This window comes from Streptomyces sp. NTD107, assembly GCF_059510435.1.
On record NZ_JCAJZV010000001.1, the window covers coordinates 66,197 to 91,110 of the forward strand.

A 24,914-nucleotide genomic window follows, 5' to 3' on the forward strand; every position below is an offset into this window, starting at 1 on the left:
GCGGACTACTTGGCGTCCGCGTAGCACTGGGCCACCGCCGTGGTGAAGGGAAAGCGGACCGGGGTGGGGCCGAAGGTGGTGGTGGCCGCGGTGGCCGATGCCTGGATCAGGGCGGCGCGGACCCGTTCCGTTTCCTCTTCGGGGCAGTGCACGATCACCTCGTCGTGCTGGAAGAACACCAGCTCGGCCCGCATGCCGCGCAGCGCCCCGCGCAGTGCGGCGAGCAGCAGCAGGGCCCAGTCGGCGGCGCTGCCCTGCACCACGAAGTTGCGGGTGAAGCGGCCCCGGGCGCGGGCCGCGGGTGAGGTGTCGGACCAGTCGTCGGTGTTCAGCTCCGGCGGGCAGGTGCGGCCCAGCCAGGTACGGACCAGGCCGCCGCTCTCCCCGGTGCGGGCCGCCTCGTCCACATAGGCGACCGCCGCGGGGAAGCGTCGCCGCAGATCCGCCAGGTGTTTCAGGCCGTCTCCCGAGGTCTGGCCGTAGATCGCGCCCAGCAGGGCCAGTTTGGCCTGTTCCCGGTCGCCGGAGAACGCCCGGTGCGACAGCGCCGTGTACAGGTCCGTCGCGCCGCTCGCCGCTTCCATCAGGCCCCGGTCGCCGGAGATCACCGCCAGTACCCGCGGCTCCAGCTGGTCGGCGTCCGCCACCACCAGCCGCCACCCGGGGTCGGCGACCACCGCGCGGCGCACCACCCGGGGGATCTGGAGCGCGCCGCCGCCGTTGGAGGTCCAGCGCCCGGAGGGGGCGCCGCCGGGGATGTACTCGGTGCGGAAGCGGCCGTCCCGTACCCAGGTGCGCAGCCAGGACCAGCCGTGCGCGGTGTGGATGCGGTACAGCTTCTTGTACTCCAGCAGCGGGGCCACCGCCGGATGGTCGATCTCCCGCAGCTGCCAGGCCCGGGTGGAGGTGAGTTTGATGCCGGCCTGTCCGAAGGCGCGGATGATGTCGGCCGGCAGGTCGGGCCTCACCCGCTGCCCGGGGCCGAACGCGCGCGAGATCTCCTCGGCCAGCTCGGCGAGCCGCCGGGTCTCCTGGCCGCCGGGGTAGCGCTCGCCCAGGAGTTCGTCGAGCATCGCCCGGTGGATGTCGGCGCGCCAGGGCAGTCCGGCGCGGGTCAGTTCGGCCGCGACGAGGGCGCCGGCCGATTCGGCGGCCAGCAGCAGCCGCATCCGGCCCGGGTGTCCGGCCTGCCCGGTGCGCTCCAGCTGGTCCGCGTACACCTCCACCAGCGCGGTGAGCGGGTCGGTGTCCGGCGGCAGTGGTGGTGGTCCGGTGTCGAAGAGGGAGGGCTGGCCCGAGTCGGCGGCGGCCGTCCTGGGGTCCTCGGGGACGGGGCGGCCGTGCAGCCGTGCCCAGGCGGCGGGCAGGGAACGCGGCAGCCCGTAGCCGCCGTCGTGTCCGAGCAGCAGCGCCTCGGCCACCTCCACGTCGTAGCAGCGCTCCACCCGCACCCCGGCGGCCAGCAGTCGTGGGTACAGCGCCGCCGTGGAGCGCCACACCCAGCGGGTGACGCGCGGCCGGGCGGTGATCGCGGTGGCCGGGTCCGGCTCGTGTGCCACCGGCCCGGCGATCCGCCCGCGCTCGTCGAGGGCGCACACCAGGGCCGAACCGTCCGGCTGCTCCGCCAGGGCCCAGCGACCCCCGTATTCGTACACGCTCTCGATTCTGGCAGGTGGTACCGACAACGGCCGCCGGACTCGCCGTGCCCGGCGCGGATCCGTGCGGCCTATGATCGCGGCGTGAACAGCAGCGCGCCGACCGGGGACACCGACCGCACCGACCCGGCGTACCGGGCCTGGCTCAAGGAAGCCGTGCGCAAGGTCCAGGCGGACGCCAACCGCAGCGCCGACACCCATCTGCTGCGCTTCCCGCTGCCCGAGTCCTGGGGCATCGACCTCTACCTGAAGGACGAGTCCACCCACCCCACCGGCTCCCTCAAGCACCGGCTGGCCCGCTCGCTGTTCCTCTACGGCCTGTGCAACGGCTGGATCCGCCCCGGCCGGCCGGTGATCGAGGCGTCCAGCGGCTCGACCGCCGTCTCCGAGGCATACTTCGCGAGCCTGATCGGCGTGCCGTTCATCGCCGTCATGCCGCGCACCACCAGCCGGGCCAAGACGGAACTCATCGAGTTCCACGGCGGGCGATGTCATCTGGTGGACGACCCGGCCACCGTGTACGAGGTCTCCGCCGCGCTCGCCGCCGAGCACGGCGGGCACTACATGGACCAGTTCACCTATGCCGAGCGGGCCACCGACTGGCGCGGCAACAACAACATCGCCGAGTCGATCTACCAGCAACTGCGCCTGGAGCGCTACCCCGAACCGGCCTGGATCGTGGCCACCGCCGGCACCGGCGGCACCTCGGCGACGCTGGCCCGCTACGTCCACTACATGCAGTACGACACCCGGATCTGTGTCGCCGACCCGGAGAACTCCTGCTTCTACGACGGCTGGCTGACCGGCGACCCGGACGCGGTCAGCGACTGCGCCTCCCGCATCGAGGGCATCGGCCGGCCCCGGATGGAGCCCAGCTTCCTGCCCGGCGCCATCGACCGGATGATGAAGGTGCCGGACGCCGCCAGCGTGGCCGCCGTACGGGCCCTGGAGGCGGCGATCGGCCGCAAGGCGGGCGGCTCCACCGGCACCGGACTGTGGAGCGCGCTGAAGATCATCGCCGAGATGGTGGCGGAGGGCCGCACCGGCTCGGTGGTCACCCTGCTCTGCGACCCGGGCGACCGCTACCTCGACAAGTACTACTCGGACGACTGGCTGGCCCGGCAGGGACTTGACGTGACCCCGTACCGGCGCGCCATCGACGGCTTTCTGCGCACCGGCCGCTGGACCTGCTGAGCGGGCGGGACGACCGGATCAGCCCGCGCCGCCCGGCGCCTCCGGGCCCGCGATGATCAGCTCGGCGAACTGCTCCTCGATCTCCTCCCGGTCCGCCGCCGCGAGACCCGCGTCCATCACCAGGGTGTCCACCTCGTCCAGCGAGGCGAAGGAACTCAGCCCCGTGGTACCCCACTTGGTGTGGTCCGCGACCACCACCACCCGGCGCGCCGAGCGGATGAAGTGCCGGTTGGTCTCCGCCTCGGCCAGATTGGGCGTGGAACACCCCGCCTCCACCGAGATGCCGTGCGTGCCCAGGAAGAGCACATCGAAGTGCAGCGAGCTGATCGCCGCGTCCGCCACCGGGCCGACCAGCGTCTCCGAGGGCGTACGCACCCCGCCGGTCAGCACCACGGTGGCCGCGCCGCTCTCCACGCCGCGCCCCTCCGCCGGGCGGCGTGCCGCGTGGAAGACGTCCGCGACCCGTACCGAGTTGGTGACCACGGTGAGATCGGGGATGTCGACCAGCTGCTGGGCCACGGCGAAGGTGGTGGTGCCGCCGGCGAGCGCGACCGCCGTACCCGGGACCACCAGGGCCGCCGCCGCGCGGGCGATGTCGCTCTTCGCGGTCAGCTCCAGCTCGGACTTCGCCTCGAAGCCCGGCTCGTGGGCGCGGGCCTGATCGACCGGCACCGCCCCGCCGTGCACCTTCTCCAGGGTGCCCTGCCGGGCGAGTACGTCCAGGTCACGCCGCACCGTCATGTCCGAGACCTGGAGCATCCGCGTCAACTCGCTGACCCGGATTCCGCCTCGGCGGCGAACTTCCTCCAGGATCAGGGCGCGTCGCTGCCCAGCCAGCAGATTCTGGTTGTCGGCCACGGGATCCTCTCCGAAGTGGCGGGGTGCCGGGGGCGTCCGCGGGTGCGCGGGGAGCGTTTCACCGGCGTTCGCCCCATTGGCTGATGAAGGAGTCATCTTCGCATGTTCGAACCACCGCCGATGCGGAGAAGCCTCTAGTCATGAGCACCTCACCGGAACCCGCGGTGGAGCTGCTGGTACACGGGGTCGGCGGAACCACGCCCCAGAAGATGCTCGAAGACCCCCGTACCACCCGCATCACCGGCGACAACACCGCCTGCGTGCACCGGCGTACCGACGACGCGGCCGACCGGCCCTGGGACGACGCCACCCCGCTCCGCGAGGCGTACACCTGGTCCAACCTGACCTCGGGCAACGGCGCCCGGGCCCTGTGGCTGCTGTTATTGCCCTTCATGGTCGTCAACCTCGCGCACTGGATGCGGCCCGACGTACGGGGCACCCGGCGCACCCAGCGGCTCTACGACATCCTGGTGCGCCTCATCGCGCTCTCGCTGACCGTGCTGCTGGTCGCCGGGGCCTGCTCGGTGGCGCTCGACCTGCTCGCCTGGCAGTGCGGCGCCTCACCGGCCTGCACCGCCGGGGTCTCCTGGCTGGGCTTCTGGGGCCCGGACGGCGGCTGGTGGGCGCAGCCCGGCCGCCGGCTCGCGCTGGCCACCGCGCTGCCGCTGGCGCTGACCGCGCTGCTGTGGTGGCTCTCGCACCGCACCTGGAGCGCGTACGAGTCGGCCTCGCCCCCGGTACGCACCCTGCCGGACGGCCCGGGCCGCCCGCTGCTGAGCCTGCCCGGCTTCTGGTACGGGCGCACCCTGGTCAGCCGGCTGCGGGCGGCGCACACCTCGGTCGCGCTGCTGACGATCGCGGCGCTGCTGCTGACCGCGACGGGAACCTATGAACGCACGGTGTGGTGGTGGGCGCTGACCGCGGCGACCGCCGCCGGCTGGGTGGCGGTGGCGGCGATGGAGGCGGGGCACGGCCGCAGCGAGGAGGAGCCGGACGAGTCGGGGGCGCCGGCCGTGGTGAGCGGGCTGCCGTGGGCGGCGCTGGCGCTGCTGGCGGTGACGGTGGTGCACACCGGGTGGAGCCGCCCGGAGTGGCGGGCGGAGGGCGCGCTGCCGGCCGGGGACGCCTTCTATCCGGTGCTGGCCATCGTTCAGGGGGCGCTGGTCCTGGGCCTGGCGCTGACCGCGTTCTGGCTGCACCGGCACGCGCCACGGATGGACCGGGGCGCGCTGCTGGGGCTCGGCGGGGCGTCGGTGGCGATGATCGCCTGCGCGCTGGCCGGGATGCTGACGGGGGCGGTGGTGCAGTGGCTGGGCGCCTGGCTGGAGCCCGGGTCCGCCTCGACAGGCGCGCCGGAGGCGGTGATTCCGGGGCCGCCGGTGCAGCTGAGCTGGCAGTCCAGCGCGATTCCGGCACTGCTGGTGGTGCTGCTGGTGCTGGCCGTGGCGGCGGTACGGACGGTGCTGCGGCGGCGCGGCGAACTGGAACCGGGTATCCGGGAGCGCTACCCGGACGAGAGCTGCGCGCCGGACCACGAACGCAGCCGGGCCATCGCCGGGGCGATCGCCCGGGCCGGCCTCACCGACGCGGCGCCGAAGCTGGTCGGCGCGCTGACGGCGGCCTCCGTGGTGCTGGGGCTCGCGGTGATCGCCGGGACGCTGAGCGGGGACCCGCCGGCGGTCGCGGCGGCCCACGGCCCGGCGGCGGTGGCGGCGTTCGCGGAGTTCTCCCAGACCCTGGGGTCGTGGCTGGCGGGGATACTCGTGGTGGCGCTGCTGGCGGTGGGCCGGCGCGCGTACCGGGACGCGGGGGCGCGGCGCACCATCGGCATCCTGTGGGACGTGGGCACCTTCTGGCCGCGCGCGGCACATCCGTTCGCGCCGCCCTGTTACGCCGAGCGGGCGGTGCCCGATCTGTCGTGGCGGATGGGCACCTGGATCGACGCGACCGGCGGCCGGGTGATCATCTCCGGGCATTCGCAGGGCAGTGTGCTGGCGGCGGCGGCCGTGTGGCAGCTGGACCCGGCGACCCGCAGCAGGGTGGCGCTGCTCACGTACGGCTCGCCGCTGGAGCGGCTGTACAGCCGCTGGTTCCCGGCGTACTTCGGGGCCCGCCGGCTGGCCGCGCTGCGGGCCGAGGTGCCGTGCTGGGGCAATCTGTGGCGGGAGACGGACCCGATCGGCGGCCCCGTGGGGCAGCGGCCGGTGGACGTGGGCCCGCTGCCCGACCCGTTGTACTACGGCCGCAATCTGCGCCGGCCGCTGCCGGAGCCGATCCTGGGCCACGCCGACTACGCCGAGGACCCGGCGTTCGCACGGACCAGGGCGGCGCTCTTCGCCCGGCTGACGGGCGGCCGGGCGAGTCAGCGGCTGCCGCGTCAGCAGCCGGGGGAGGGCGCCGTGGAACTGGAGAAGTAGCGGGCGGCGGGAGGGGCACCGCCCTCGGTCAAGACGCGCCCTCCCCGGTCAGGGCGGCCCGGGGGCCCCGGCCGTCCGCCGGGTGGGGCATCCGGGCGACCGGGTCGCGACCCCGGGCCGGGGCGGGCTACTGCGCGGGCAGGTCCTCCGGGTAGAGCAGGGTCAGGTCCTCGGTGCTGGGGTCGGTCAGCTGGGCCACCCGGCCCGCGTGGCGTTCCACCATGGCCTCGAAGGTCTGCCGCGCCGTGCGGCCGTTGCCGAAGGTGGGGCCCTTGGGGAGGTCCGTGAAGTGCTTGAGCAGCGCCTCCCGGGTCCCCTCGCCCAGTTCGTACTCCTGGTCGCCCGCCTGCCGGCCGACGATGCTCAGCAGTTCCTCCGCGTTGTAGTCGCCGAAGGTGATGGTGCGGGAGAAGCGGGAAGCCACCCCGGGGTTGACGGCCAGGAAGCGGTCCATCTCCGCCGTGTAGCCGGCGACGATGACCACGACCGCCTCCCGGTGGTCCTCCATGAGCTTCACCAGGGTGTCGATCGCCTCCCGGCCGAAGTCGCGCCCGGCGTCCTCGGGGGACAGGGCGTACGCCTCGTCGATGAACAGCACCCCGCCGCGCGCCCGGTCGAACGCCTCCTGGGTACGGATCGCCGTGGAGCCGATGTGCTCGCCCACCAGATCCACCCGGGAGACCTCCACCAGATGGCCGCGCTCCAGCACGCCGAGCGAGTGCAGGATCTCGCCGTACAGCCGGGCCACCGTGGTCTTCCCGGTGCCGGGCGATCCGGTGAACACCAGATGGCGGCGGACCGAGGCGGCTTTGAGCCCGGCCGCCTGGCGGCGCCGGCCCACCTCGATCATGTCGATGAGCGCCTTGACCTCCAGCTTGACGCTGTCCAGGCCGACCAGGGACTCCAGTTCGGCCAGTACTTCGTCCGAGGGACGGCTCTCGGTGGCCGGTTCGGCCTGCGCAGCGGTCGCCGTGTCGGTGGCGGCCGGCCGCTCCTTGGCCTTCGCCGTCGCGGTGGCCCTGACCTCCACGGGCGGCGTCACCACCGCCGGCTCCGGCACCGCGCTCTCGCCCGGGGCGACCGCCTCATCGCTGTGACAGTCCGTCAGCACCGGGCCGTTCTCCGCGAACACATAGCCGCCGCGCGAACACCGCTCGGTGCGGCAGCGGATGAGTTCGCTGCGGCAGCCGTCGATGATGTGGAAGCCGTAGCCGCGCGAACCGGTCACCCGGCACCGGGTGAAGGTGCCCTTGCCGCGCGCCGAGACATAGAACCCGGCCTGGGCGGGCGAGGTGATCACACAGTCCTCGACCGCGGGGTCGGCGTCCTTGCTGACGATGACCCCGGTGGTGGCCTGGTCGATGGTGCAGCCGGTGACCGTACCGCCGCTGCCCCGGTCCCGGAACCACGCGCCGGTGCCCACCCGGTGCATCCGGGTGGCGTCCACCCGGGCGGTGGCGCCGTCGCTCACCGAGATCGCCGAGCCGCGCACGTGCTCGATCTCGCTGTCCACCACGTCCGCGCGCGAGCCCGCGTCCAGCACGAACAGCGCGTCGGGCACATGGTCGACGGTGCAGGACTCCAGTACGGTCGTGGCGCCGTCGCTGACCCACACCGCCGGATACTCCCCGGTCGACTCGTGAATCCGGGTGTGATGGGCGTCCACATGGGTGCCCGGGTCCCACACCGACACCCCGTTGCGGCCGAACCGCCGCACCGTGGAGCGCACCAGGGTCAGCACCGAACGCGACCGCAGATCAAGGGCGTTCTCCGGGATGTCGTGGATCTCGGAGTCGGTCAGGGTCAGGACGGCGTCCGACTCCAGGGTGATGCCGTCGCCGGTGGTGGCGCTCACCCGGCAGTCCGTCAGATGGGCCGTGGCCCGCTCGGACAGCCGTACCCCCGCGCCCTTGATGTCATGGAAGTCGCAGTCCACCGCGTCCACCGCGCTGTCCCCGCCCACCACCGAGAGGCCGGCGCCCTGGCCGCGCCGTACCCGGCAGCGTTCGAGCCGCAGATGGGCCGGACCGCGTACCGAGACTCCGCTCTGCCCCGACTCCTCGATCTCGCACTCCTCGAACAGACCGCCCGCACCGTCGGAGATGCCGATCCCGGTGCCGGTCGGGTTGCTGACCGCGCAGCGTCGCACGGTGGGCCGGGCGCCGCCGCGCACCTCTATGCCCGAGGCGGAGGAGGTGCGGATGAGCAATTCGGTCAGTTCGGGGGTGCTGTTCTCGATGAGGACGGCGGGGGCGGCGATGTCCTGGCCCTCGATGCGCAGGCGCTGCACGATGGCGGAGCCGCGTACGGTCAGCGCCACACCCTCGGCCGGCGCGATCCGGGCCGCGCCCTCCTTCTCCTCGGGGCCGCGTACCGTGACGGACTGTTCGATCACCAGGTTCTCGCGGTAGGTGCCGGGGCCCAGGACCAGGATGTCGCCGTCCGCGGCGGCGGCCAGGGCTTCGGTGACGGTGCCATAGACGGCGGTCCGGCGCCGCCAGCGGGAAGTTCCGGTGTGCGTGACCTGGACCGAGCCTTCTGCCATGGACTTGTGTGCCCCAACCTGATGCGATGACGGAGCGCGTTGACACGCGTACGAGGACCCACCGTAGCGTGCTGCGGGCTGATGGGATGACCGCAGCGGCCTGCGCAAACCCTATCTCGCACATCCGATCGCCCCCACCCGGACAGGTGACGGATTGTGGCGGTAACGGGGCTCAGGGTAATCGGCGAGGTGGAATTGCCGACCGGATACCCCTGATGATTTTACGAGAATCCTCAAATGGCCCTCTCTTTTGAGTGATTGCCGTTGGTCTTTCCTTCCTCTTACCGTCTCGCACCATGACGACTTCGACGGAACCGTCCTCCGCCAACAACCCCGCCCACCCCCAGCTCAGCCTGGCGACAGCGGCGGCCCGCAATCTCGCCACCACCACCAAGACGCCCCCGCAGATGCAGGGCATCACCTCCCGCTGGCTTCTCAAAGTCCTGCCCTGGGTACAGGTTTCCGGCGGTACGTTCCGCGTCAACCGCCGGCTCAGCCACACCCTGGGAAACGGCCGGGTGGAATTCATCTCCACCGGCGCCGAGGTACGGGTCATCCCCGCCGAACTCGGCGAACTCCCCACCCTGGCCGGCTTCACCGACCCCGACACCCTCGCGGAACTCGCCGACGCCTGCGTACAGCGGGACTTCTCTCCCGGAGAAACGATCCTTGAACCCGGCGCCCCCGCCGACACCGTGGTCCTCATCGCGCACGGCAAACTCAGCGAACGCGGCGCCGGACTCTACGACGCCGAAACCGAGTTCCGGGTGCTCGCCGACGGCGACTTCTACGGCGACGCCGCCCTCGCCGACGACGACCCCGGCGTCCTCGAACACGGCCTCAAGGCACTCACCAGCGGCACCGTACTCACCCTGGACCGGGCCGCGTTCGAACGAGTGAGGGAGCGTTCCGCCGCCCTGCGCACCCACCTCGCCGAAGCCGGAACCCGCGAGGCCGCCGCCCGGCAGCACAACGCCCACGGCGAATCCGCCATCGAACTCGCCTCGGGACACGAGGGCGAACCCGAACTCCCCGGCACCTTCGCCGACTACGACCTCAGCCCGCGCGAGTACGAACTGAGCGTCGCCCAGACCGTGCTGCGCGTCCACTCCCGGGTCGCCGACCTCTACAACGAACCCATGAACCAGGTCGAGGAACAACTCCGGCTCACCATCGAGGCACTGCGCGAACGACAGGAGCACGAACTGGTCAACAACCGCGAGTTCGGCCTCCTCCACAACGCCGACCTGCGCCAGCGCATCCACACCCGCTCGGGACCGCCCACCCCCGACGACCTCGACGAACTCCTCGCCTCCGTCTGGAAGGAACCCAGCGTCATCCTGGCCCACCCCAAGGCCATCGCCGCCTTCGGCCGGGAACTCAGCCACCGCGGCCTCTACCCCGGCAACGCCGACCTCGACGGCCACGCCGTACCCGCCTGGCGCGGCGTCCCCGTGCTGCCCTGCGACAAGATCCCGGTCAGCGAACAGGGCACCACCTCCATTCTCGCCCTGCGCACCGGCGAGAAGTCCCAGGGCGTCGTCGGGCTGCACCGCACCGGCATTCCCGACGAGTACCAGCCCAGCCTCTCCGTGCGCTTCATGGGCATCAACGACAAGGCCGTCATCTCCTATCTGGTGAGCGCCTACTACTCGGTGGCCGTGCTGGTGCCCGACGCGCTCGGCATCCTTGAGGACGTGGAGATCGGGCACTGACCATGACGACCTCCCTCGATCCGGCCGCCGCCGTACCACCCGCCGCCGGGCCCTCCAGCCTCGACACCGCCGCCGCCCGCAACCTCGCCGGCACCACCAAGACGCCCCCGCAGATGCAGGGCATCACCTCGCGGTGGCTGCTCAAAGTGCTGCCCTGGGTCCAGGTCTCGGCCGGCACCTTCCGCGTCAACCGCCGGCTCAGCCACACCGTCGGCAACGGCCGGGTGGAGTTCATCAGCTCCGGCGCCCAGGTCCGGGTGATTCCCGCCCAGCTCACCGAACTGCCCGCGCTGCACGGCATCACCGACCACGAACTGCTCACCACCCTGGCCGGCCACTGCGAACAGCGCGAGTACGGGCCCGGCGACACCATCGCCACCCTCGGCGAACCCGTCGCCGAAGTCCTGCTCATCGCCCACGGCAAGATCAGAAGACTCGGCCCCGCCGCCTACGACGACGCCGCCGAACTCGGCACCCTCGCCGACGGCGACTACACCGGTGACCAGGCCCTGGCCGCCACCGAACCCGGCGCCTGGCCGCACACCCTCAAGGCCGTCACCCGCGCCACCGTCCTCGCCCTCCCCCTCGCCCGGGTCCGGGCCGTCGCCGACGTGGCACCCGCGCTCCGGGCCCACCTCGACGAGGTGGCCGCCGCCGCGCGCACCGCACCCGCCCGCAACAAACGCGGCGAGGCCGACATCGCGCTGGCCGCCGGCCACGTGGGCGAACCCGAACTGCCCGGCACCTTCGCCGAATACGACCTGCACCCGCGCGAGTACGAACTGAGCGTCGCCCAGACCGTGCTGCGCGTCCACACCCGGGTCGCCGACCTCTACAGCGAACCTATGGACCAGGTCGAGCAGCAGCTGCGGCTCACCGTGCAGGCGCTGCGCGAACGGCAGGAGCACGAACTGGTCAACAACCGCGAGTTCGGCCTCCTCCACAACGCCGACCTGCGCCAGCGCATCCACACCCGCACCGGCCCGCCCACCCCCGACGACCTCGACGACCTCATCTCACGGCGCCGCAAGACCCAGTACCTGCTGGCCCATCCGCGCACCATCGCCGCCTTCGGGCGCCAGTGCAGCGCCCGCGGCATCTATCCGCAGGACACCCACATCGACGGGGTACGGCTGCGGTCCTGGCGCGGCATCCCGCTGCTGCCCTGCGACAAGATCCCGGTCACCGCGGCCGGCACCAGCTCCGTACTGGCGCTGCGCACCGGCCAGGAGAACCAGGGCGTCGTCGGACTGCACCAGACCGGAATTCCCGATGAATACGAACCCAGCCTCAACGTCCGCTTCATGGGCATCAACGACAAGGCGGTGATCTCCTACCTCGTCAGCGCCTACTACTCCGCCGCCGTTCTGGTGCCCGACGCCCTCGGCATTCTGGAGGACGTCGAAATCTGACCGCTTTCCACCGCCGCTTTTCGGACAGCTGCCCGAGTGCCGCCCGCCGCGGGGGTTTCGCCCTGAGCCCCCGCGGACCGGCCGGAAAACGGAAAAGCACGACCGGATGAACGGCCGGGATGACCGAATCCTCCCGCCCCTCCCTACTGTTCACTCCAGTAGCCGCCCTGATAACCCTGCCCCTGCGGCTGCCCCTGCTGCCCCTGCTGCCCGGCACCGGGATACGGGTGCTGCTGCTGATGCTGCTGCTGCGCCGCGGGGTACTGACCCTGGTACCCCTGACCCTGGCCCTGCTGGGCGGCCTGCGCGTAGTTCTGGCCCTGCCCCTGACTGTGCCCCTGGTTCGGATAGCCGTACCCGCCGGGCTGCGCCGGGCGCGGCGCGGCGGGCCGGGGCGCCGCGGCCGGACGCATCTGCTGCGGCGCCGGGGCCGGCATCCCCTGCTGGCCCGGATACGGCCGCTGGACCGGAGCCTGCTGCGGTATGTAGGCGGCCGGGGCCTGCGGCGCGGGCGCCGGAAGCTGCTGGCGCACCGGCATCGCCGACTGGTAGTCCGAGTAGCCGTTCGACTGATAGCCGTGCTGCGCCGGAGCCGGGGCGGGAGAAGCGGCCGAGGGCAGGGCGGGCAGCGCGGGCAGCGCCGGCTGGGAACTCGGCACATGGCCGCCACCGGAAGGGAAGCCGTGCAGCTGATCGTAGGGCAGCGAGACCCGGATGGGGGCGATCTGCGGGGTTCCCCGCTCGGCCACCAACCTGTCGTAGATGGGCGTGTCAGGGAATGACGGTGAGGAGTAGCCACCGCCGTAGGGGCGCGGGGAGGTCATGCTCCATAAGTTAAGCCCACCGTGAGGTGGTTGGGGAGAGCGATTAGCGGGCTTTTACGGTCCCTGGGCGGAGACCGAGCGCGCGATACCCGTGAATATCGGGAAAACCGGAGAAAAGTGTCCGATGAGTGATCACATACCGGCCGCCCGGACCCGGCGGCGCGGACGTCCCCCGGGGCAGTTGGCGCGGTGATGGCATAGTTGACGGAGCGCCCCAGGACCACGGCGCCGGCCCGGCCATCCGACGCGAAGGAAGCCAAAGATGCTCAAAGGTGCGAATGTCCCGGTGACGGCGCGGTCGGTCCGTGTCGAGATCGGCTGGCAGACCGCCTCCGGAGCCCCCGACGTGGACGCCTCGGCGCTGCTGCTCGCCGACCGCAAGGTCCGCTCGGACGCCGACTTCATCTTCTACAACCAGCCCCGGCACGCCTCCGGCGCCGTCCGGCACGACGGCAAGCAGCCCACCGGCTCCACCGTCACCGACCGGCTCAGCGTGGACCTGGGCACCGTGGAGCCCGGCATCGAGACCGTGGTGCTGGCCGCCTCCGCCGATGGCGGCGCCTTCGGCCAGGTCCCCGGACTGCATATCCGGTTGCTGGACGGGGACTCCGGCGCCGAACTCGCCCGCTTCGACAGCGAGGACGCCAGCACCGAGACCGCGTTCGTGCTCGGCGAGCTGTACCGGCGGGCCGGCGGCTGGAAGTTCCGTGCGGTGGGGCAGGGCTACGACAGCGGTCTGGCCGGCCTCGCCACCGACTTCGGCATCTCGGTGGACGACACTCCGCCCCCGCCGGCCTCGCCAGCCCCCTCCGTACCGGTCCAGGCGCCCCCGCCGCCGGCCGCACCGCCCACCACCCCCGTACGGCTGAGCAAGGTCACCCTCACCAAAAGCGCCCCCACCATCTCCCTCGCCAAACAGGGCGCCACCACCGGCACCATCCGCGTCAACCTCAACTGGCAGGAACGCGCCCAGGAGCACCAGAGCTGGAAGCAGAAGTTCAGCAAGGCCATGGGCGGCGCCCTCGACCTCGACCTGTGCGCCCTGTTCGAGCTGTCGGACGGCCGCAAGGGCGTCGTCCAGGCCCTCGGCAACGCCTTCGGGGCGCTGCACCAGCCTCCGTACATCCACCTCGACGGTGACGACCGCACCGGCGCGGTGGCCGCCGGGGAGAACCTCACCATCAACCTCGATCACGTACGTGAGCTGCGTCGCATCGTGATCTTCGTAACCATCTACGCCGGCGCCGCCGGCTTCAAGGACATCGCCGCCACCGTCACCCTCACCCCGCAGCACGGCGCCCCGGTCGAGTTCACCCTCGACGAGTGCACCGTCGACTCCCCGGTGTGCGCCCTGGCGCTGCTCACCAACAACAACGGCGAGCTGGTCGTCCAGCGCGAGGCCCGCTACCTGGTGCCCGAGCCGAGGGTCAGCCCGCAGCGCACCGTCGACCACGCGTACGGCTGGGGCATGCAGTGGACCCCCGGCAGCAAGTGAACCCCGCACCGCGCCCGCACGTAGGCTGGCGAGTGTGAAGATCGCACTCGTCGACTCCGGCCTCGGGCTGCTGGCCGCCGCCGCCTCGGTACGCCGGCAGCGGCCCGACGCCACCCTGGTGCTCTCCGGCGACCCCGAGGGCATGCCCTGGGGCCCCAGGGCCCCGCAGGACATCACCGCCCGGGCGCTGGACTGCGCCCGGGCGGCGGCCAGGCACCGCCCCGACGCGCTGATCGTCGCCTGCAACACCGCCTCCGTCCACGCGCTGGACGCGCTGCGGGCCGAGCTGGAACCCGGCATCCCCGTCATCGGCACCGTGCCCGCCATCAAGCCGGCCGCCGCGGCGGGCGCCCCGTTCGCGATCTGGGCCACCCCCGCCACCACCGGCAGCCCCTACCAGCGCCGGCTGATCGCCGAGTTCGCCGGCGGGGCGACGGCCACCGAGGTGCCCTGCCACGGGCTCGCCGACGCCGTCGAGCGCGCCGACCGTACCGCCGTCGACGCGGCGGTGGCCGCAGCCGCCGAGCTCACCCCGCCCGGCACCACGGCGCTCGTGCTCGGCTGCACCCACTACGAACTCGTCGCGGACCTCATCCGGGACCGGCTCGCCCACCTCGGCCCGATCCCGCTGTACGGCTCCGCCGACGCGGTCGCCGCCCAGGCCCTGCGCCGGATCGGCGCCGCGCCCGCCCCGGCCGCCCCGGCCACCGGCGGACTGCTGGTGCTGGCCGGCGGCCGGGAGGCGCCGCTGCCGGCCGCCGCTCTCGCCTACCCGGAGGCCCGCGGGCTCACCGGCGGCTCGAACCAGGCCGCCCCTTCGCGGGACCGGGCCCGCGCGATCCGGTCCAGCTGAAGCCCGGTCAGCGGCGGCAGCGCGTCGAGCGCGAACCAGCCGACCTCCGAGGACTCGTCGTCATTGACCCGCGCGGTGCCCCCGACCGGCCGGCAGCGGAAGCAGATGTCCATGAACTGGCAGCGGTCACCGTTCGGATACTCCGTGACCTCGGTCGGCGCCACCGACACCACCCGCTCGACCTCGACCTCCACCGCGGTCTCCTCGTACACCTCACGCACCGCCGTCAGCGCCGGCTCCTCACCGGGTTCCGGGATCCCGCCGACCACGGTCCAGATCCCGGTGTCCGCGCGGCGCACCAGCAGCACCCGCTCCCGGTCATCCAGCACCACGGCGCTCACCCCCGGCAGCCACAGCAACTGCTGCCCGGCGGACCGCCGAAGGGCACGAATGAAATCTGGGGTAGCCATGCCCCGACCCTAGCCGGGGCCGGCGGAGCGACGGAAAGGACGGAGCGACGGGGCGCCGGTGCGGCCGGGCGAGCGAAGGCTCTCGCCCGGCAGGCTGGGGCCTGTCTGACAAATCCTGCCTGGCCCGCGTCGCCTGGCACCGGGGGCACCTCCCAGGCCCTCAAGGGCCTGGGGGCGCCTCGCCGCACTCCGCTTCGCTCCGTCTCTGCTCTCTTGAGACACCTGGGAAGCAGAGCTGCCGAGACGTCCGGGTAGCCCCTCCCCAAGCTCTTCGAGCAGGGGATACCCCATGGCCGGCAGGCGCCCCCTGCACCAGACGCCGCGGGCCCAACCGGCGCTGTCCCTCAGACCGGCCCTAGATCTTGCGGTAGGTGTACGCCTCCCCGGCCGCCGCCGCGACCGCCTGGAGGTCCGCGCCGGCCGACGCGGTGACCACCGCCGCCACCGCGCCCTCCACGAACGGCGCGTCCACCAGCTGGGTACGGGGCGGAAGCTCGTCCCCCTCGGCCAGCAGCGCCTGCACCGTGAGCACCGCGCTGCCCAGATCCGCCAGCACCGCCACCCCCACGCCCTGGTCCACCCGCCACACCGCCCGGGTGATCAGCTCCGCGCTGGTGCCCAGACCGCCGTCCGGATCGCCGCCGGCCGCCGCCACCGGAGCCCGCCGCCCGCCGCCCGCGAGACCGGCCGCCAGGCGTACCACCGACTCCGCGACCTCCTTGCTGTGCGACACCAGCACCACCCCCACAAGGGACTGCTCCGCCGATTCAGGCATCGCCGGCCACCTCCGCGAGCGTCGCGAACAGCAGCGCCGAGGACGTCGCCCCCGGATCCTGGTGCCCGACGCTGCGCTCACCCAGATAGCTGGCCCGCCCGCGCCGCGCCCGCAGCGGCACGGTCGCCTCCGCCCCGCGCTCCGCCGCGTCCCGCGCCGCCGGATAGGACTCCGCCAGCGCCTCGACGCCCGGGATGAGTGCGTCCAGCATCGTCTTGTCACCCGCCTCCGACTTGCCCAGCGTTCCCACCGCCCGCACCCCTTCGTCGAGCGCGGCCCGCAACTCCGCGTCGGACACCTCGGGCGCGTCCCCCAGCGCCTTGCCGGTACGCCGCAGCAGCGTCCCGTACAGCGGCCCCGACGCCCCGCCGACCTTGGACACCAGCGTCCGGCCGGCCAGCATGAGCACCGCGCCGGGGGTGGCGGGGGCGTCAGGGCCCTCCGCTGCCAGCGCCTCGGACACCGCCCGGAAGCCGCGCCGCATGTTGACGCCGTGGTCGGCGTCGCCGATCGCCGAATCCAGCTCGGTGAGCCGGTCCGCCTCCCGCTCCACGGCCGCGGCCGTCGCGGTGAGCCAGCGGCGGAAGAAATCCGCGTCCATCCTCGTCCTCACCCTCCCTGGCTCAACGGCCCCAGCGCAGCCCCGGCGTGGCCACCGGCGCGTCCCACAGCCGCAGCAGTTCCTCGTCCACCTGGCACAGCGTCACCGAGGCGCCCGCCATGTCGAGCGAGGTGACGTAATTGCCGACGAGGGTACGCGCCACCGCCACCCCGCGCTGCTCAAGCACACGCTGCACCTCGGCGTTGAAGCCGTACAGCTCCAGCAGCGGGGTGCCGCCCATGCCGTTCACCAGTGCCAGCACCGGGCCGTCCGGGCGCAGATCGTCCAGCAGCGCCTCCACCGCCACCTCGGCGATCTCGCCCGAGGTCATCATGGCGCGCCGCTCGCGGCCCGGTTCGCCGTGGATGCCGATGCCCAGCTCCAGCTCGCCGGGCGGCAGATCGAAGGTCGGGCCGCCCTTGGCCGGGGTGGAACAGGCGCTGAGCGCCACCCCGAAGCTGCGCGAGGAATCGGCGACCTGGCGGGCGATGGCGGCCACCCGGTCGAGGTCCGCGCCGCCCTCGGCGGCGGCCCCGGCCAGCTTCTCCACGAACAGGGTGCCGCCGGTGCCCCGGCGGCCGGCCGTGTAGGTGCTGTCGGTGACGGCCACATCGTCCTGGACCAGGACCTTGGCGATCTGTACGCCCTCGTCCTCGGCCAGCTCGGCGGCCATGTCGAAGTTGAGGACGTCGCCCGTGTAGTTCTTGACGATCAGCAGCACCCCGGCGCCGCTGTCCACGGCGGCGGCAGCTCGTACCATCTGATCGGGAACGGGGGAGGTGAAGACCTCCCCGGGACAGGCGGCGTCCAGCATGCCGGGGCCGACGAAGCCGCCGTGCAGCGGCTCGTGCCCGGAGCCGCCGCCGGACACCAGACCCACCTTGCCGGCCACCGGGGCGTCCCGCCGCACGATCACCCGGTTGTCGACGTCGACGACCAACTCCGGGTGGGCCAGGGCCATTCCGCGCAGCGCGTCGGCGACCACCCGTTCCGGGACGTTCATCAGCATCTTCATTCGGCCAGCCTACGGACGCGGGCCCGGTACGGCACCCGGGCGGACGGCGTCCGGGGGAGCGGGCGGACGCCGGCGGATGCGGGGCGGCGGGGCGACGGACAGGGTGAGGGGGAAGCACACCCGGCGGACGCGGAGGAGGACCAGGTGGCGCGGAGCGGGCTGCCGGTGGGGCTGCTCATCGCGCTGACCTTCGCGACCGGCTCGGTCGACGCCGTCAGCTATCTGACCCTCGACCGGGTGTTCACGGCGAACATGACCGGCAATGTGGCGCTGCTGGGCTTCGCCGCCGCCGGGCACGGACAGATCCCGCTGCTGCGGACCGGGATCGCGCTGGCGGCGTTCGTGGCCGGCGCGGTGGTGGCGGGCCGGGCCGTACCGGAGGCGGAGGCGGAGGAGGGGGCGGGTGGTGGCCGGCCGGGGCGGGTCACGGCGGCGCTGGGCGGCAGCGCGCTGATCCTGGCGCTGGCCATGGCCCTGTGGCCGATCGCCACCCGCGACGTACTGGCCGGGATGCTCGGCTTCGCCATGGGGCTCCAGGGCGGCGCCGTCCGGCGGCTGGCCGTGGCCGACCTGCCGACCACGGTCATCACCAGCACCCTGACGGCGCTGGCCGTCGCCGAGTCCCCCTGGCGGTGGCGCCGGCCGGCCGCCCCGGCGGCCCTGCTGCTTGGCGCCGTCGCCGGGGCGCTGCTCATCCGCTGGCACCCGGTGCTCGGCCTGCTGCCGGCGCTGCTCACCCAGCTGGCGGTACTGGCCCTGGCCTGCGCCTGGCAAAGGAGTGGCGTCCCGCGCGAGTGATGCGGGAAGGTTGGCGCCATGGTTTCGACACTGGAAAACGTGGCGATCGACTGCGCCAACGCCTACGAGCTGGCCGAATTCTGGAGCAAGGTCACCGGCCACCCGCAGCACGCCGAGGACGGGCCGGGCGCCGTGGAGACCCAGGTGCTGCTGCCGTCCGGGCCGGCCCTGTACTTCAACCAGGTGCCGGAGCCCAAGACGGTCAAGAACCGGATTCATCTGTGTCTGCGCCCGGACACCACCCGCGAGGAGGAGACCGCACGGCTGCTGGCACTGGGCGCCACCTTCGTCGCCGACCACCGGCGGCCCGACGGCAGCGGTTGGGTCGTCATGGCAGATCCCGAGGACAACGAGTTCTGTGTCCTGCGCGGCGCCGCCGAGCGCGCCGCCGACCGACCCGCGAGCTGACGGGTCAGTTCCGCATCAGGTCCGCCAGCAACTCCAACTGCTCCGGATCCTCCAGCGCCGAGCCCACCGCCACCGCCCGGCAGCCGGCCGCCAGGAAGTCCTGCGCGTTGTACGCGTCGATGCCGCCGGTCGCCACCAGCGGCACCCCCGGGAACGGGCCGTGCTGGGCCCGGATCCAGCCCGGGGAGAGCTGAGCGGCGGGGAACGCCTTGAGCCAGCTCAGCCCCAGCGCCAGGGCCTGCGAGATCTCGGTCGCGGTGGCGACACCGGGCAGATGCGGCAACCCGTGCTCGCCGCACGCCCCGACCACCTCGGGCAGCAGCCCCGGCGACACGGTGAACGCCGCGCCCGCCACCGCCACCTCCCGTACCTGTGCCGCCGTCAGCACCGTCCCGGCACCGACCGGCAGCCCGCGCTCCCGCCCGGCGGCGATCGCGGCCCGCAGGGACGGCAGGGCGGACGGGTCCTGAATGGGCACCTCGACCATCCGGATGCCCAGATCCCAGGCCCGCCCGCACATCTCCACGGTGCTCGCCGGGTCGTACCCCCGGAAGATCCCCATCACCGGGCAGCCGGCGAACGCCTCGTCGAAGAACTCGGCGGGGAGGAAGGGAAGGTCCGTCATCGGGCTACTCCTGTGTGGCGGTACGGCGGTACGGCGGTACGGCGGTACGGTGCGGGGCGGTCGGTTCGCTCCCGCCCCCGCATCATCCGTCACCGGTCAGCCGATCGCGAGCGCCGCCGCGTGCAGCGCGCCCGGCCGCTGGAGCAGATCGGTGCTGTCCGTCCACTGGTCAACGCCCCCCACCAGCGGCAACGCGCGCAGCTCCGGGTCCGTGAGGGTGTCGGCGAGCGCCTGCGCGAAGCGGTCGGCGCGCAGCACCAGGAACGGCCGCTCGTGGTAGGGCCGGCATCCTGGATCACGGCGGGCGGCGAGCCCGGACGCGTTCTGCAAGGCGGCCACCGACTCGTAGGCGTCGCACAGGGCCGCCTGCCGGCTCGGGAAGTCCGTGGCGGCGAGCACCGCGCGCAGCGCCGGGGTGAGTGTCCCGGCCACCGGCAGCAGGCCGAAGGCGCTGCCCAGCCACTTGCCGTACGGGGCGTACCGGCGCTCCAGCAGCAGGCACAGCCGCATGAGGTCCCGTACCAGCCGGGCCGCCACGACGGCGGAGCCGAGATCGTCCCCGACCTCCGCGCAGCGCCCCACGAACGCCTCCTCCTGTGCGACGCGCTGCCACTGACAGGCCAGCAGATACCGCCACACCTGCTCCGGGTACCAGGACAGCCGGTGCCTGATCGTGGTGAGGGTGCCGGGGGCGTCGTGGAACACCGCGCCGCCGGTGAACTCGGCGAGCCGCTGCTGGGGCAGCGCCAGCCACTGCCGGACGCCCATCGCCCGGGCGTCGCCCACCGGCGTTCCGAGCCGCTCGGTGAGCCAGTCGTGGAGGTGGTGGACGCCCACCCGGTGGTTGACCGGGCCGCCGTCTGCCAACGCCATGTGGCCGACCGGGTCCAGCGGATCCGTGCTCTCCCTGAAGTGGGTGGGCCAGCCGCGCACCAGCGGCGGCAGCCGCTCGGCCAGGAGGCGGTGGAGGTCGGCGGCGTACCGGGCGTGGTCCTCGGCGGTCAGGAAGAGATCCAGCCGCGGGCCCCATTCGTGATCCGCCGACCGGGGGGTGTCGAACCCCAGTACCTCGGAGCCGGAGCCGACCCGGGCGGCGGCGTACGGGAGTTGGGGAAAGGCATCCCGCAGCAGCGGCCGGACCGCCTCCTCGTACAGGGCCTGGGACAGCTCGATACCGGGCAGGAACGGGGCGCCGGAGAAGAACGTCATGCCCCCACCGTGCGGTACGCGCTCGTGGCGGAGCCAGCGGATTTCGGTGCGGGGAACGCCGACCCGGGCTCGGATCCAGCCGTGGCGGCGAGCCGCGTGTGCCGGGCCTGCCGCCGCTGAGCGATGTGCCGGTACCGGGGGCGGTCGGCTCCGCCACCGCCCGTCGTCGGGGGTGTGATCGATCCGAGTTCGTGATCGGTTCCGATGACAAATCGTCGCTGGACGGATCGGGGCGAAGCCCGTCATGCTGAGTGGCATGTTGCGCACCCCGCCGGGTGCGGCCCTCATGGCGCCGCGCTCCCACGACACCGTACGGCGGCCACTGGCCGGCCGCGTGGTGCGGGGTGCCGCCGTGGGTCGGGGCGTGCGCCTCACCCAGCGCCGGGTGGTCGACTTCGGTCTGGCCGGCGCCACCCGCTGTCGCCTCGGCTGAGCGCCCGTCACCCCCGGTCCCGCCGCTCTCAGCCGTCCCTCTCCTTCCCCTTCTTCATCTCCCCTTTTTCCTTTCTTTCCCGCTGTCCGGCGCGTCCGCCTGCCCGGGCGGTGTGCGCCGCCCGCTGCCCTGCCGTTGGCCGCCCCCACCGAAACGAGGTCCCCCGTGACCAGCCAGCCACCCGTCCACCGCTGGGACGAACCCGAAGGACTCGCCGCCCGGGGCACGGTGATCGTGCTGCCCGGGCGCGGCGAGCACGGCGGAGTGTACGAACGGCTCGGCCGCCGGCTGGCGTTCGACGCCTACCGGGTGCGGGCCCTGGCCGACCCGGCCACCGCCGCCGACGAGGTGCCCAGACTGCTCGCCGACGCGGGCGCCGTCCCGGCCGGACCGCGCGTGCTGCTCGGGTCCGACACCGGCGCGCTGGCGGCGATCTCCCTCGTGGCGGACGGGGTGGCCGCACCGGACGCACTCGTGCTGGCCGGGCTGCCCACGGTGGCGGGCACACGACCCGCGGCCGATGTGGACTTCGGAGCCGAACTCGAACTGCGCACCGGCTGCCCCACCCACCGGGGTCGGCTGACCGCCGACGCCGCGTTCCGGCGCGGCTCGCTCACCGGGGAACACCGCGCACCCGCGCTGGACCGGGTGACCGTGCCCGTACTCGCCCTGCACGGCGCGGATGACGCGGTGAGCCCGCTGACCGAGGCCCGGCGGGCGTACAGCGGCTTCCCGGACGTGCACCTGGTCTCCTTGACCGGTACCCGCCACGACGCGCTGAACGATCTGACCCACCGCACGGCCGCCGCCACGATCGTGCTGTTCCTGGAACGGCTGCGGCTCGCCGCCGAACTCCCGCCGATCGCCGTCGCCGAGAGCGCGGCCCTGCGGGAGGTCGCCGCATAACCGCCGCGCCCGGTCCGCTGCCCGGCTGACCCCGACCGAGAGAGGACCCGCCGATGTCCGTCCAGGAGCATCCACCCCCCGCCGTTGCGCCCGCCCCGCCGCCGGCGGATCCCGCACCCGCCCCCACCCCGGCCGCCGGGCACCGGATCACCATCCGGCCCACCTCCCGGGGCCACCGCGGGCCCCGCGTCCCCCGGGGCATCCGCCGCACCGCGGGCCCCCTCGGCCTGTTGCTCGCCTGGTATCTCGCCAGCGTCACCGGCCTGCTGCCGACCGAGGTCCTGACCTCACCCGTCGACGTGCTCCGCCGCGCCGTCGAACTGACCTCCACCGGCGAACTCCCCAGCGCCATCGGCACCTCGGCGGTCCGCGCCGGCACCGGCTTCGCCATCGGCGCCACCGTCGCGATCACCCTCGCCCTCACCGCCGGCCTGTTCCGGATCGGCGAGGACGTCGTGGACTCCTCCATGGGCATGCTGCGCGCCATCCCCTGGGTCGGTCTCATCCCGCTGTTCATCATCTGGTTCGGCATCGACGAGACCCCCAAGATCGCCCTGGTCGCGCTCGCCGTCACCTACCCGCTGTACTTCAACATCTACGGCGGCATCCGCTCCACCGACTCCCAACTGGTGGAGGCCGCCCGGATGCTGGGGCTGGGACGGCTCGGACTGATCCGGTACGTGATCCTGCCGTCCGCCCTGCCCGGCGCCCTGGTCGGACTGCGTTACGCCCTGTCCACCGCCTGGCTGGCCCTGGTCTTCGCCGAACAGGTCAACGCCACCGAGGGCATCGGCTATTTGATGATCAACGCCCAGCAGTACTTCCGCACCGATGTGATCGTGCTCTGCCTCGCCGTCTACGCCGTTCTCGGTCTGCTCGGCGACTTCATCGTCCGGCTGCTGTCCCGCTGGCTGCTGTCCTGGCGGGCCTCCTTCGACGGAGAGGGTGCGTGACACACCCCATGACCGACACCACCACCGACACCACCACCGAAACCACCATCGGCACCCGCACCGAAACCGCCGCCGGCGTCGAGATCCGCGGGCTCAGCCGCGCCTTCGACGGCCGCACCGTCCTCGACGGACTCGATCTCACCATTGAACAGGGCGAGTTCGTCGCTCTGCTCGGCCACAGCGGCTGCGGCAAGAGCACCCTGCTGCGCATCCTCGCCGGACTCGACGACGACATCAGCGGCCACGTGACCGTGCCCGCCCGCCGCGCCGTCGCCTTCCAGTCGCCCCGGCTGCTGCCCTGGCTGCGGGTGTGGCGCAACGTCGTCCTCGGCCTGCCCGGCCGCGCCGACCGCGCCGACCGCGAACTCGCCACCCGCTACCTCGACGAGGTCGGCATCGCCTCCCGGGCCGGCGTCTGGCCCAAGACGCTCTCCGGCGGCGAGGCCCAGCGGGTCTCCCTCGCCCGCGCCCTCGTCCGGGAGCCCGAACTCCTCCTCCTGGACGAGCCCTTCGGCGCCCTCGACGCCCTCACCCGGGGCAAGGCCCAGCGCCTGGTCGGCGAACTGTGGCGGCGGCACGGCTGCTCCATCCTCCTGGTCACCCACGACGTCGAGGAGTCCCTGCTGCTCGCCGACCGGGTCCTGGTGATGGACGGCGGCGGCATCGCCCACGAGGTCACCGTCGACATCCCGCGCCCCCGCGCCATCGACAGTCCGGAGTTCATCGCCCTGCGCGGCCGACTGCTGACCTGGCTCGGCGTCACCGACAACACCCCCTGACCCCCGTCCGCGACCCGCCGCCCCCCGCACCGGAAGTCACCATGAGACGCATCGCCCGTATCTTCACCACCGCACTCACCGCCACCACGCTGCTGCTCACCGCCACCGGCTGCGGCTCCGGCTCCGGCTCCGGTCCCGGCGACGGCGGCCCGGTCACCCTCACCCTCGGCGACCAGGCCGGCGTGCTCCAGACCCTCACCACCGCGGCCGGCGTCCTGACGGACACCGACTACACCGTCAAATGGGCCGAGTTCGAGGGCGCCGCCCCACTCTTCCAAGCCGTCCAGGGCGGCGCCGTGGACACCGGCTACGCCGCCGACCTGCCCACCCTCCAGGCGCTCAGCGGCGGCGTCCCGCTCCAGGCCGTCGCCGCCCTGCGCAACGACGGCAGCCACACCGCGATCCTCGTCCAGCCCGACTCGGACGTCACCACCGTCGCCGATCTCGCCGGCCGGACCGTGGTGGTCTCCTCCGCCCGGGGCAGCATCGCCGAACTGCTCCTGGCCAACGCCCTGGCGCAGGCCGGCCTGTCCTACGACGACGTCGAGGTGCAGTATCTGCTGCCCACCGACGCCCAGGCCGCCTTCGCCGCCGGCCGGATCGACACCTGGGCCATCTTCGGTGCCTACCAGCACGGCGCCATCGAGCAGGGCGCCCGCGTCCTCGTCAACGGGGAGAACGGACTCACCAGCGGCTACGGCCTCATCACCGCCACCGAGAACACCCTCGCCGACGACGCCAAGCGCGCGGCCCTCGCCGATGTCCTGGAACGCCTGGGCCGGGCCTACGCCTGGGCCGCCGAACACCCCGACGCGTACGCCCAGGTCATCCAGGACGAGAACGGCGCCTCCCCGTACGTCGCCAACGCCCTCGCCCACTCCTCCTACCTCGGCTCGGGACCGGTGACCGACGAGGTGATCGCCGCCATCCAGGCCACCGCCGACACCATGAACGGCATCGGTGTCCTGGACCCCGGTGTCGACTTCGCCGGGCACGTGGACAACTCCCTGCACGGTTCGGCCGGCTGACCCACC

At 73.1% G+C, this 24,914-nt stretch carries 23 protein-coding genes; 13 read left to right on the top strand and 10 right to left on the bottom strand.

What is annotated here, in order from left to right; genetic code table 11:
* Window positions 1-5: 5 nt before the first annotated feature.
* Window positions 6-1,655 carry a bifunctional 3'-5' exonuclease/DNA polymerase gene (locus AC5WRL_RS00320; RefSeq protein ID WP_496086156.1) on the bottom strand — a complete coding sequence of 550 codons (1,650 nt, stop codon included), beginning with the start codon at window positions 1,653-1,655 and terminating at the stop codon, window positions 6-8.
* A gap of 84 nt (window positions 1,656-1,739) precedes the next feature.
* Here AC5WRL_RS00320 and cds1 point away from each other — a divergent pair, with 84 nt between their 5' ends.
* Window positions 1,740-2,849, top strand: coding sequence for an L-cysteine desulfhydrase Cds1 (cds1, locus tag AC5WRL_RS00325; RefSeq protein WP_496086157.1), 1,110 nt, complete (start codon window positions 1,740-1,742; stop codon window positions 2,847-2,849).
* Between the two features lie 18 nt (window positions 2,850-2,867).
* Here cds1 and AC5WRL_RS00330 read toward each other — a convergent pair whose 3' ends face one another.
* Complete coding sequence (locus AC5WRL_RS00330) at window positions 2,868-3,707, bottom strand: DeoR/GlpR family DNA-binding transcription regulator (RefSeq protein WP_496086158.1); 840 nt, start codon at window positions 3,705-3,707, stop codon at window positions 2,868-2,870.
* A 140-nt stretch (window positions 3,708-3,847) separates the two neighbouring features.
* Between AC5WRL_RS00330 and AC5WRL_RS00335 the strand changes: the two genes are divergently transcribed.
* The gene (locus AC5WRL_RS00335; protein ID WP_496086159.1) at window positions 3,848-6,124 is read left to right on the top strand and encodes a hypothetical protein; all 2,277 of its coding nucleotides are present in this window, start codon (window positions 3,848-3,850) and stop codon (window positions 6,122-6,124) included.
* Between the two features lie 127 nt (window positions 6,125-6,251).
* Here the strand turns inward: AC5WRL_RS00335 and AC5WRL_RS00340 are convergent, their stop codons facing one another.
* The gene (locus tag AC5WRL_RS00340) at window positions 6,252-8,669 is read right to left on the bottom strand and encodes a right-handed parallel beta-helix repeat-containing protein (RefSeq protein ID WP_496086160.1); all 2,418 of its coding nucleotides are present in this window, start codon (window positions 8,667-8,669) and stop codon (window positions 6,252-6,254) included.
* Between the two features lie 296 nt (window positions 8,670-8,965).
* Between AC5WRL_RS00340 and AC5WRL_RS00345 the strand changes: the two genes are divergently transcribed.
* Both AC5WRL_RS00345 and AC5WRL_RS00350 read left to right on the top strand, forming a co-directional pair.
* On the top strand, window positions 8,966-10,384 hold the full coding sequence (locus tag AC5WRL_RS00345) for a family 2B encapsulin nanocompartment shell protein (RefSeq protein WP_496086161.1): 1,419 nt from the start codon (window positions 8,966-8,968) through the stop codon (window positions 10,382-10,384).
* A gap of 2 nt (window positions 10,385-10,386) precedes the next feature.
* Window positions 10,387-11,796: a family 2B encapsulin nanocompartment shell protein gene (locus AC5WRL_RS00350; protein WP_496086162.1), complete on the top strand. Its 1,410-nt coding sequence runs from the start codon at window positions 10,387-10,389 to the stop codon at window positions 11,794-11,796.
* Between the two features lie 143 nt (window positions 11,797-11,939).
* Here the strand turns inward: AC5WRL_RS00350 and AC5WRL_RS00355 are convergent, their stop codons facing one another.
* A complete protein-coding gene (locus AC5WRL_RS00355; RefSeq protein WP_496086163.1) occupies window positions 11,940-12,620 on the bottom strand; it encodes a DUF6643 family protein in 681 nt (226 codons plus the stop codon).
* Window positions 12,621-12,882: 262 nt separating this feature from the next.
* On the opposite strand from AC5WRL_RS00355, the gene AC5WRL_RS00360 reads away from it, so the two are divergent.
* Window positions 12,883-14,115 (top strand): TerD family protein, encoded by a 1,233-nt coding sequence (locus AC5WRL_RS00360; protein ID WP_496086164.1) that lies wholly within the window; start codon window positions 12,883-12,885, stop codon window positions 14,113-14,115.
* Between the two features lie 34 nt (window positions 14,116-14,149).
* Window positions 14,150-14,968 (top strand): glutamate racemase, encoded by an 819-nt coding sequence (locus tag AC5WRL_RS00365; protein WP_496086165.1) that lies wholly within the window; start codon window positions 14,150-14,152, stop codon window positions 14,966-14,968.
* Here AC5WRL_RS00365 and AC5WRL_RS00370 read toward each other — a convergent pair.
* From AC5WRL_RS00370 to dhaK, 4 genes are all read right to left on the bottom strand, one after another.
* Window positions 14,884-15,378, bottom strand: coding sequence for an NUDIX hydrolase (locus tag AC5WRL_RS00370; RefSeq protein WP_496086166.1), 495 nt, complete (start codon window positions 15,376-15,378; stop codon window positions 14,884-14,886). The two genes, AC5WRL_RS00365 and AC5WRL_RS00370, sit on opposite strands and share 85 nt — an antisense overlap.
* Before the next feature lie 355 nt (window positions 15,379-15,733).
* The gene (locus AC5WRL_RS00375; protein WP_496086167.1) at window positions 15,734-16,153 is read right to left on the bottom strand and encodes a PTS-dependent dihydroxyacetone kinase phosphotransferase subunit DhaM; all 420 of its coding nucleotides are present in this window, start codon (window positions 16,151-16,153) and stop codon (window positions 15,734-15,736) included.
* Window positions 16,146-16,754: a dihydroxyacetone kinase subunit DhaL gene (gene dhaL / locus AC5WRL_RS00380; protein WP_496086168.1), complete on the bottom strand. Its 609-nt coding sequence runs from the start codon at window positions 16,752-16,754 to the stop codon at window positions 16,146-16,148. The genes AC5WRL_RS00375 and dhaL overlap by 8 nt, the downstream gene beginning before the upstream one ends.
* 22 nt (window positions 16,755-16,776) lie before the next feature.
* Window positions 16,777-17,769, bottom strand: coding sequence for a dihydroxyacetone kinase subunit DhaK (dhaK, locus tag AC5WRL_RS00385; RefSeq protein ID WP_496086169.1), 993 nt, complete (start codon window positions 17,767-17,769; stop codon window positions 16,777-16,779).
* Between the two features lie 144 nt (window positions 17,770-17,913).
* On the opposite strand from dhaK, the gene AC5WRL_RS00390 reads away from it, so the two are divergent.
* Together AC5WRL_RS00390 and AC5WRL_RS00395 are read left to right on the top strand one after the other, a co-directional pair.
* The gene (locus AC5WRL_RS00390; RefSeq protein WP_496086170.1) at window positions 17,914-18,567 is read left to right on the top strand and encodes a YoaK family protein; all 654 of its coding nucleotides are present in this window, start codon (window positions 17,914-17,916) and stop codon (window positions 18,565-18,567) included.
* An 18-nt stretch (window positions 18,568-18,585) separates the two neighbouring features.
* Window positions 18,586-18,975, top strand: a complete 390-nt coding sequence (locus AC5WRL_RS00395) for a VOC family protein (protein WP_496086171.1) — start codon at window positions 18,586-18,588, stop codon at window positions 18,973-18,975.
* 4 nt (window positions 18,976-18,979) lie between these two features.
* On the opposite strand, the gene AC5WRL_RS00400 is transcribed toward AC5WRL_RS00395, so the two are convergent.
* On the bottom strand, window positions 18,980-19,600 hold the full coding sequence (locus tag AC5WRL_RS00400; RefSeq protein WP_496086172.1) for a bifunctional 4-hydroxy-2-oxoglutarate aldolase/2-dehydro-3-deoxy-phosphogluconate aldolase: 621 nt from the start codon (window positions 19,598-19,600) through the stop codon (window positions 18,980-18,982).
* Between the two features lie 96 nt (window positions 19,601-19,696).
* Entirely contained in the window at window positions 19,697-20,809 is a 1,113-nt protein-coding gene (locus AC5WRL_RS00405) for a DUF4037 domain-containing protein (protein ID WP_496086173.1), read from the bottom strand.
* Window positions 20,810-21,065: 256 nt separating this feature from the next.
* Here AC5WRL_RS00405 and AC5WRL_RS00410 point away from each other — a divergent pair, with 256 nt between their 5' ends.
* The 5 genes from AC5WRL_RS00410 to AC5WRL_RS00430 all read left to right on the top strand — a co-directional run bounded on the left by AC5WRL_RS00410 (window position 21,066) and on the right by AC5WRL_RS00430 (window position 24,908).
* Complete coding sequence (locus tag AC5WRL_RS00410) at window positions 21,066-21,242, top strand: hypothetical protein (protein WP_496086174.1); 177 nt, start codon at window positions 21,066-21,068, stop codon at window positions 21,240-21,242.
* 165 nt (window positions 21,243-21,407) lie between these two features.
* Window positions 21,408-22,148, top strand: coding sequence for an alpha/beta hydrolase (locus tag AC5WRL_RS00415; protein WP_496086175.1), 741 nt, complete (start codon window positions 21,408-21,410; stop codon window positions 22,146-22,148).
* A 53-nt stretch (window positions 22,149-22,201) separates the two neighbouring features.
* Complete coding sequence (locus AC5WRL_RS00420) at window positions 22,202-23,101, top strand: ABC transporter permease (RefSeq protein WP_496086176.1); 900 nt, start codon at window positions 22,202-22,204, stop codon at window positions 23,099-23,101.
* 8 nt (window positions 23,102-23,109) lie between these two features.
* Window positions 23,110-23,880: an ABC transporter ATP-binding protein gene (locus tag AC5WRL_RS00425; protein WP_496086779.1), complete on the top strand. Its 771-nt coding sequence runs from the start codon at window positions 23,110-23,112 to the stop codon at window positions 23,878-23,880.
* A gap of 41 nt (window positions 23,881-23,921) precedes the next feature.
* The gene (locus AC5WRL_RS00430; RefSeq protein ID WP_496086177.1) at window positions 23,922-24,908 is read left to right on the top strand and encodes an aliphatic sulfonate ABC transporter substrate-binding protein; all 987 of its coding nucleotides are present in this window, start codon (window positions 23,922-23,924) and stop codon (window positions 24,906-24,908) included.
* The last annotated feature ends 6 nt before the right edge of the window (window positions 24,909-24,914 follow it).

Bases quoted from the DNA above. Each gene is read 5' to 3' on its own strand.
- AC5WRL_RS00335 (WP_496086159.1), top strand. From the start codon at position 3,848: ATGAGCACCTCACCGGAACCCGCGGTGGAGCTGCTGGTACACGGGGTC.
- AC5WRL_RS00340 (WP_496086160.1), bottom strand. From the start codon at position 8,669: ATGGCAGAAGGCTCGGTCCAGGTCACGCACACCGGAACTTCCCGCTGG.
- AC5WRL_RS00345 (WP_496086161.1), top strand. From the start codon at position 8,966: ATGACGACTTCGACGGAACCGTCCTCCGCCAACAACCCCGCCCACCCC.
- AC5WRL_RS00350 (WP_496086162.1), top strand. From the start codon at position 10,387: ATGACGACCTCCCTCGATCCGGCCGCCGCCGTACCACCCGCCGCCGGG.
- AC5WRL_RS00355 (WP_496086163.1), bottom strand. From the start codon at position 12,620: ATGACCTCCCCGCGCCCCTACGGCGGTGGCTACTCCTCACCGTCATTC.
- AC5WRL_RS00360 (WP_496086164.1), top strand. From the start codon at position 12,883: ATGCTCAAAGGTGCGAATGTCCCGGTGACGGCGCGGTCGGTCCGTGTC.
- AC5WRL_RS00370 (WP_496086166.1), bottom strand. From the start codon at position 15,378: ATGGCTACCCCAGATTTCATTCGTGCCCTTCGGCGGTCCGCCGGGCAG.
- AC5WRL_RS00375 (WP_496086167.1), bottom strand. From the start codon at position 16,153: ATGCCTGAATCGGCGGAGCAGTCCCTTGTGGGGGTGGTGCTGGTGTCG.
- dhaL (WP_496086168.1), bottom strand. From the start codon at position 16,754: ATGGACGCGGATTTCTTCCGCCGCTGGCTCACCGCGACGGCCGCGGCC.
- dhaK (WP_496086169.1), bottom strand. From the start codon at position 17,769: ATGAAGATGCTGATGAACGTCCCGGAACGGGTGGTCGCCGACGCGCTG.
- AC5WRL_RS00395 (WP_496086171.1), top strand. From the start codon at position 18,586: ATGGTTTCGACACTGGAAAACGTGGCGATCGACTGCGCCAACGCCTAC.
- AC5WRL_RS00400 (WP_496086172.1), bottom strand. From the start codon at position 19,600: ATGACGGACCTTCCCTTCCTCCCCGCCGAGTTCTTCGACGAGGCGTTC.
- AC5WRL_RS00405 (WP_496086173.1), bottom strand. From the start codon at position 20,809: ATGACGTTCTTCTCCGGCGCCCCGTTCCTGCCCGGTATCGAGCTGTCC.
- AC5WRL_RS00410 (WP_496086174.1), top strand. From the start codon at position 21,066: ATGTTGCGCACCCCGCCGGGTGCGGCCCTCATGGCGCCGCGCTCCCAC.
- AC5WRL_RS00420 (WP_496086176.1), top strand. From the start codon at position 22,202: ATGTCCGTCCAGGAGCATCCACCCCCCGCCGTTGCGCCCGCCCCGCCG.
- AC5WRL_RS00425 (WP_496086779.1), top strand. From the start codon at position 23,110: ATGACCGACACCACCACCGACACCACCACCGAAACCACCATCGGCACC.
- AC5WRL_RS00430 (WP_496086177.1), top strand. From the start codon at position 23,922: ATGAGACGCATCGCCCGTATCTTCACCACCGCACTCACCGCCACCACG.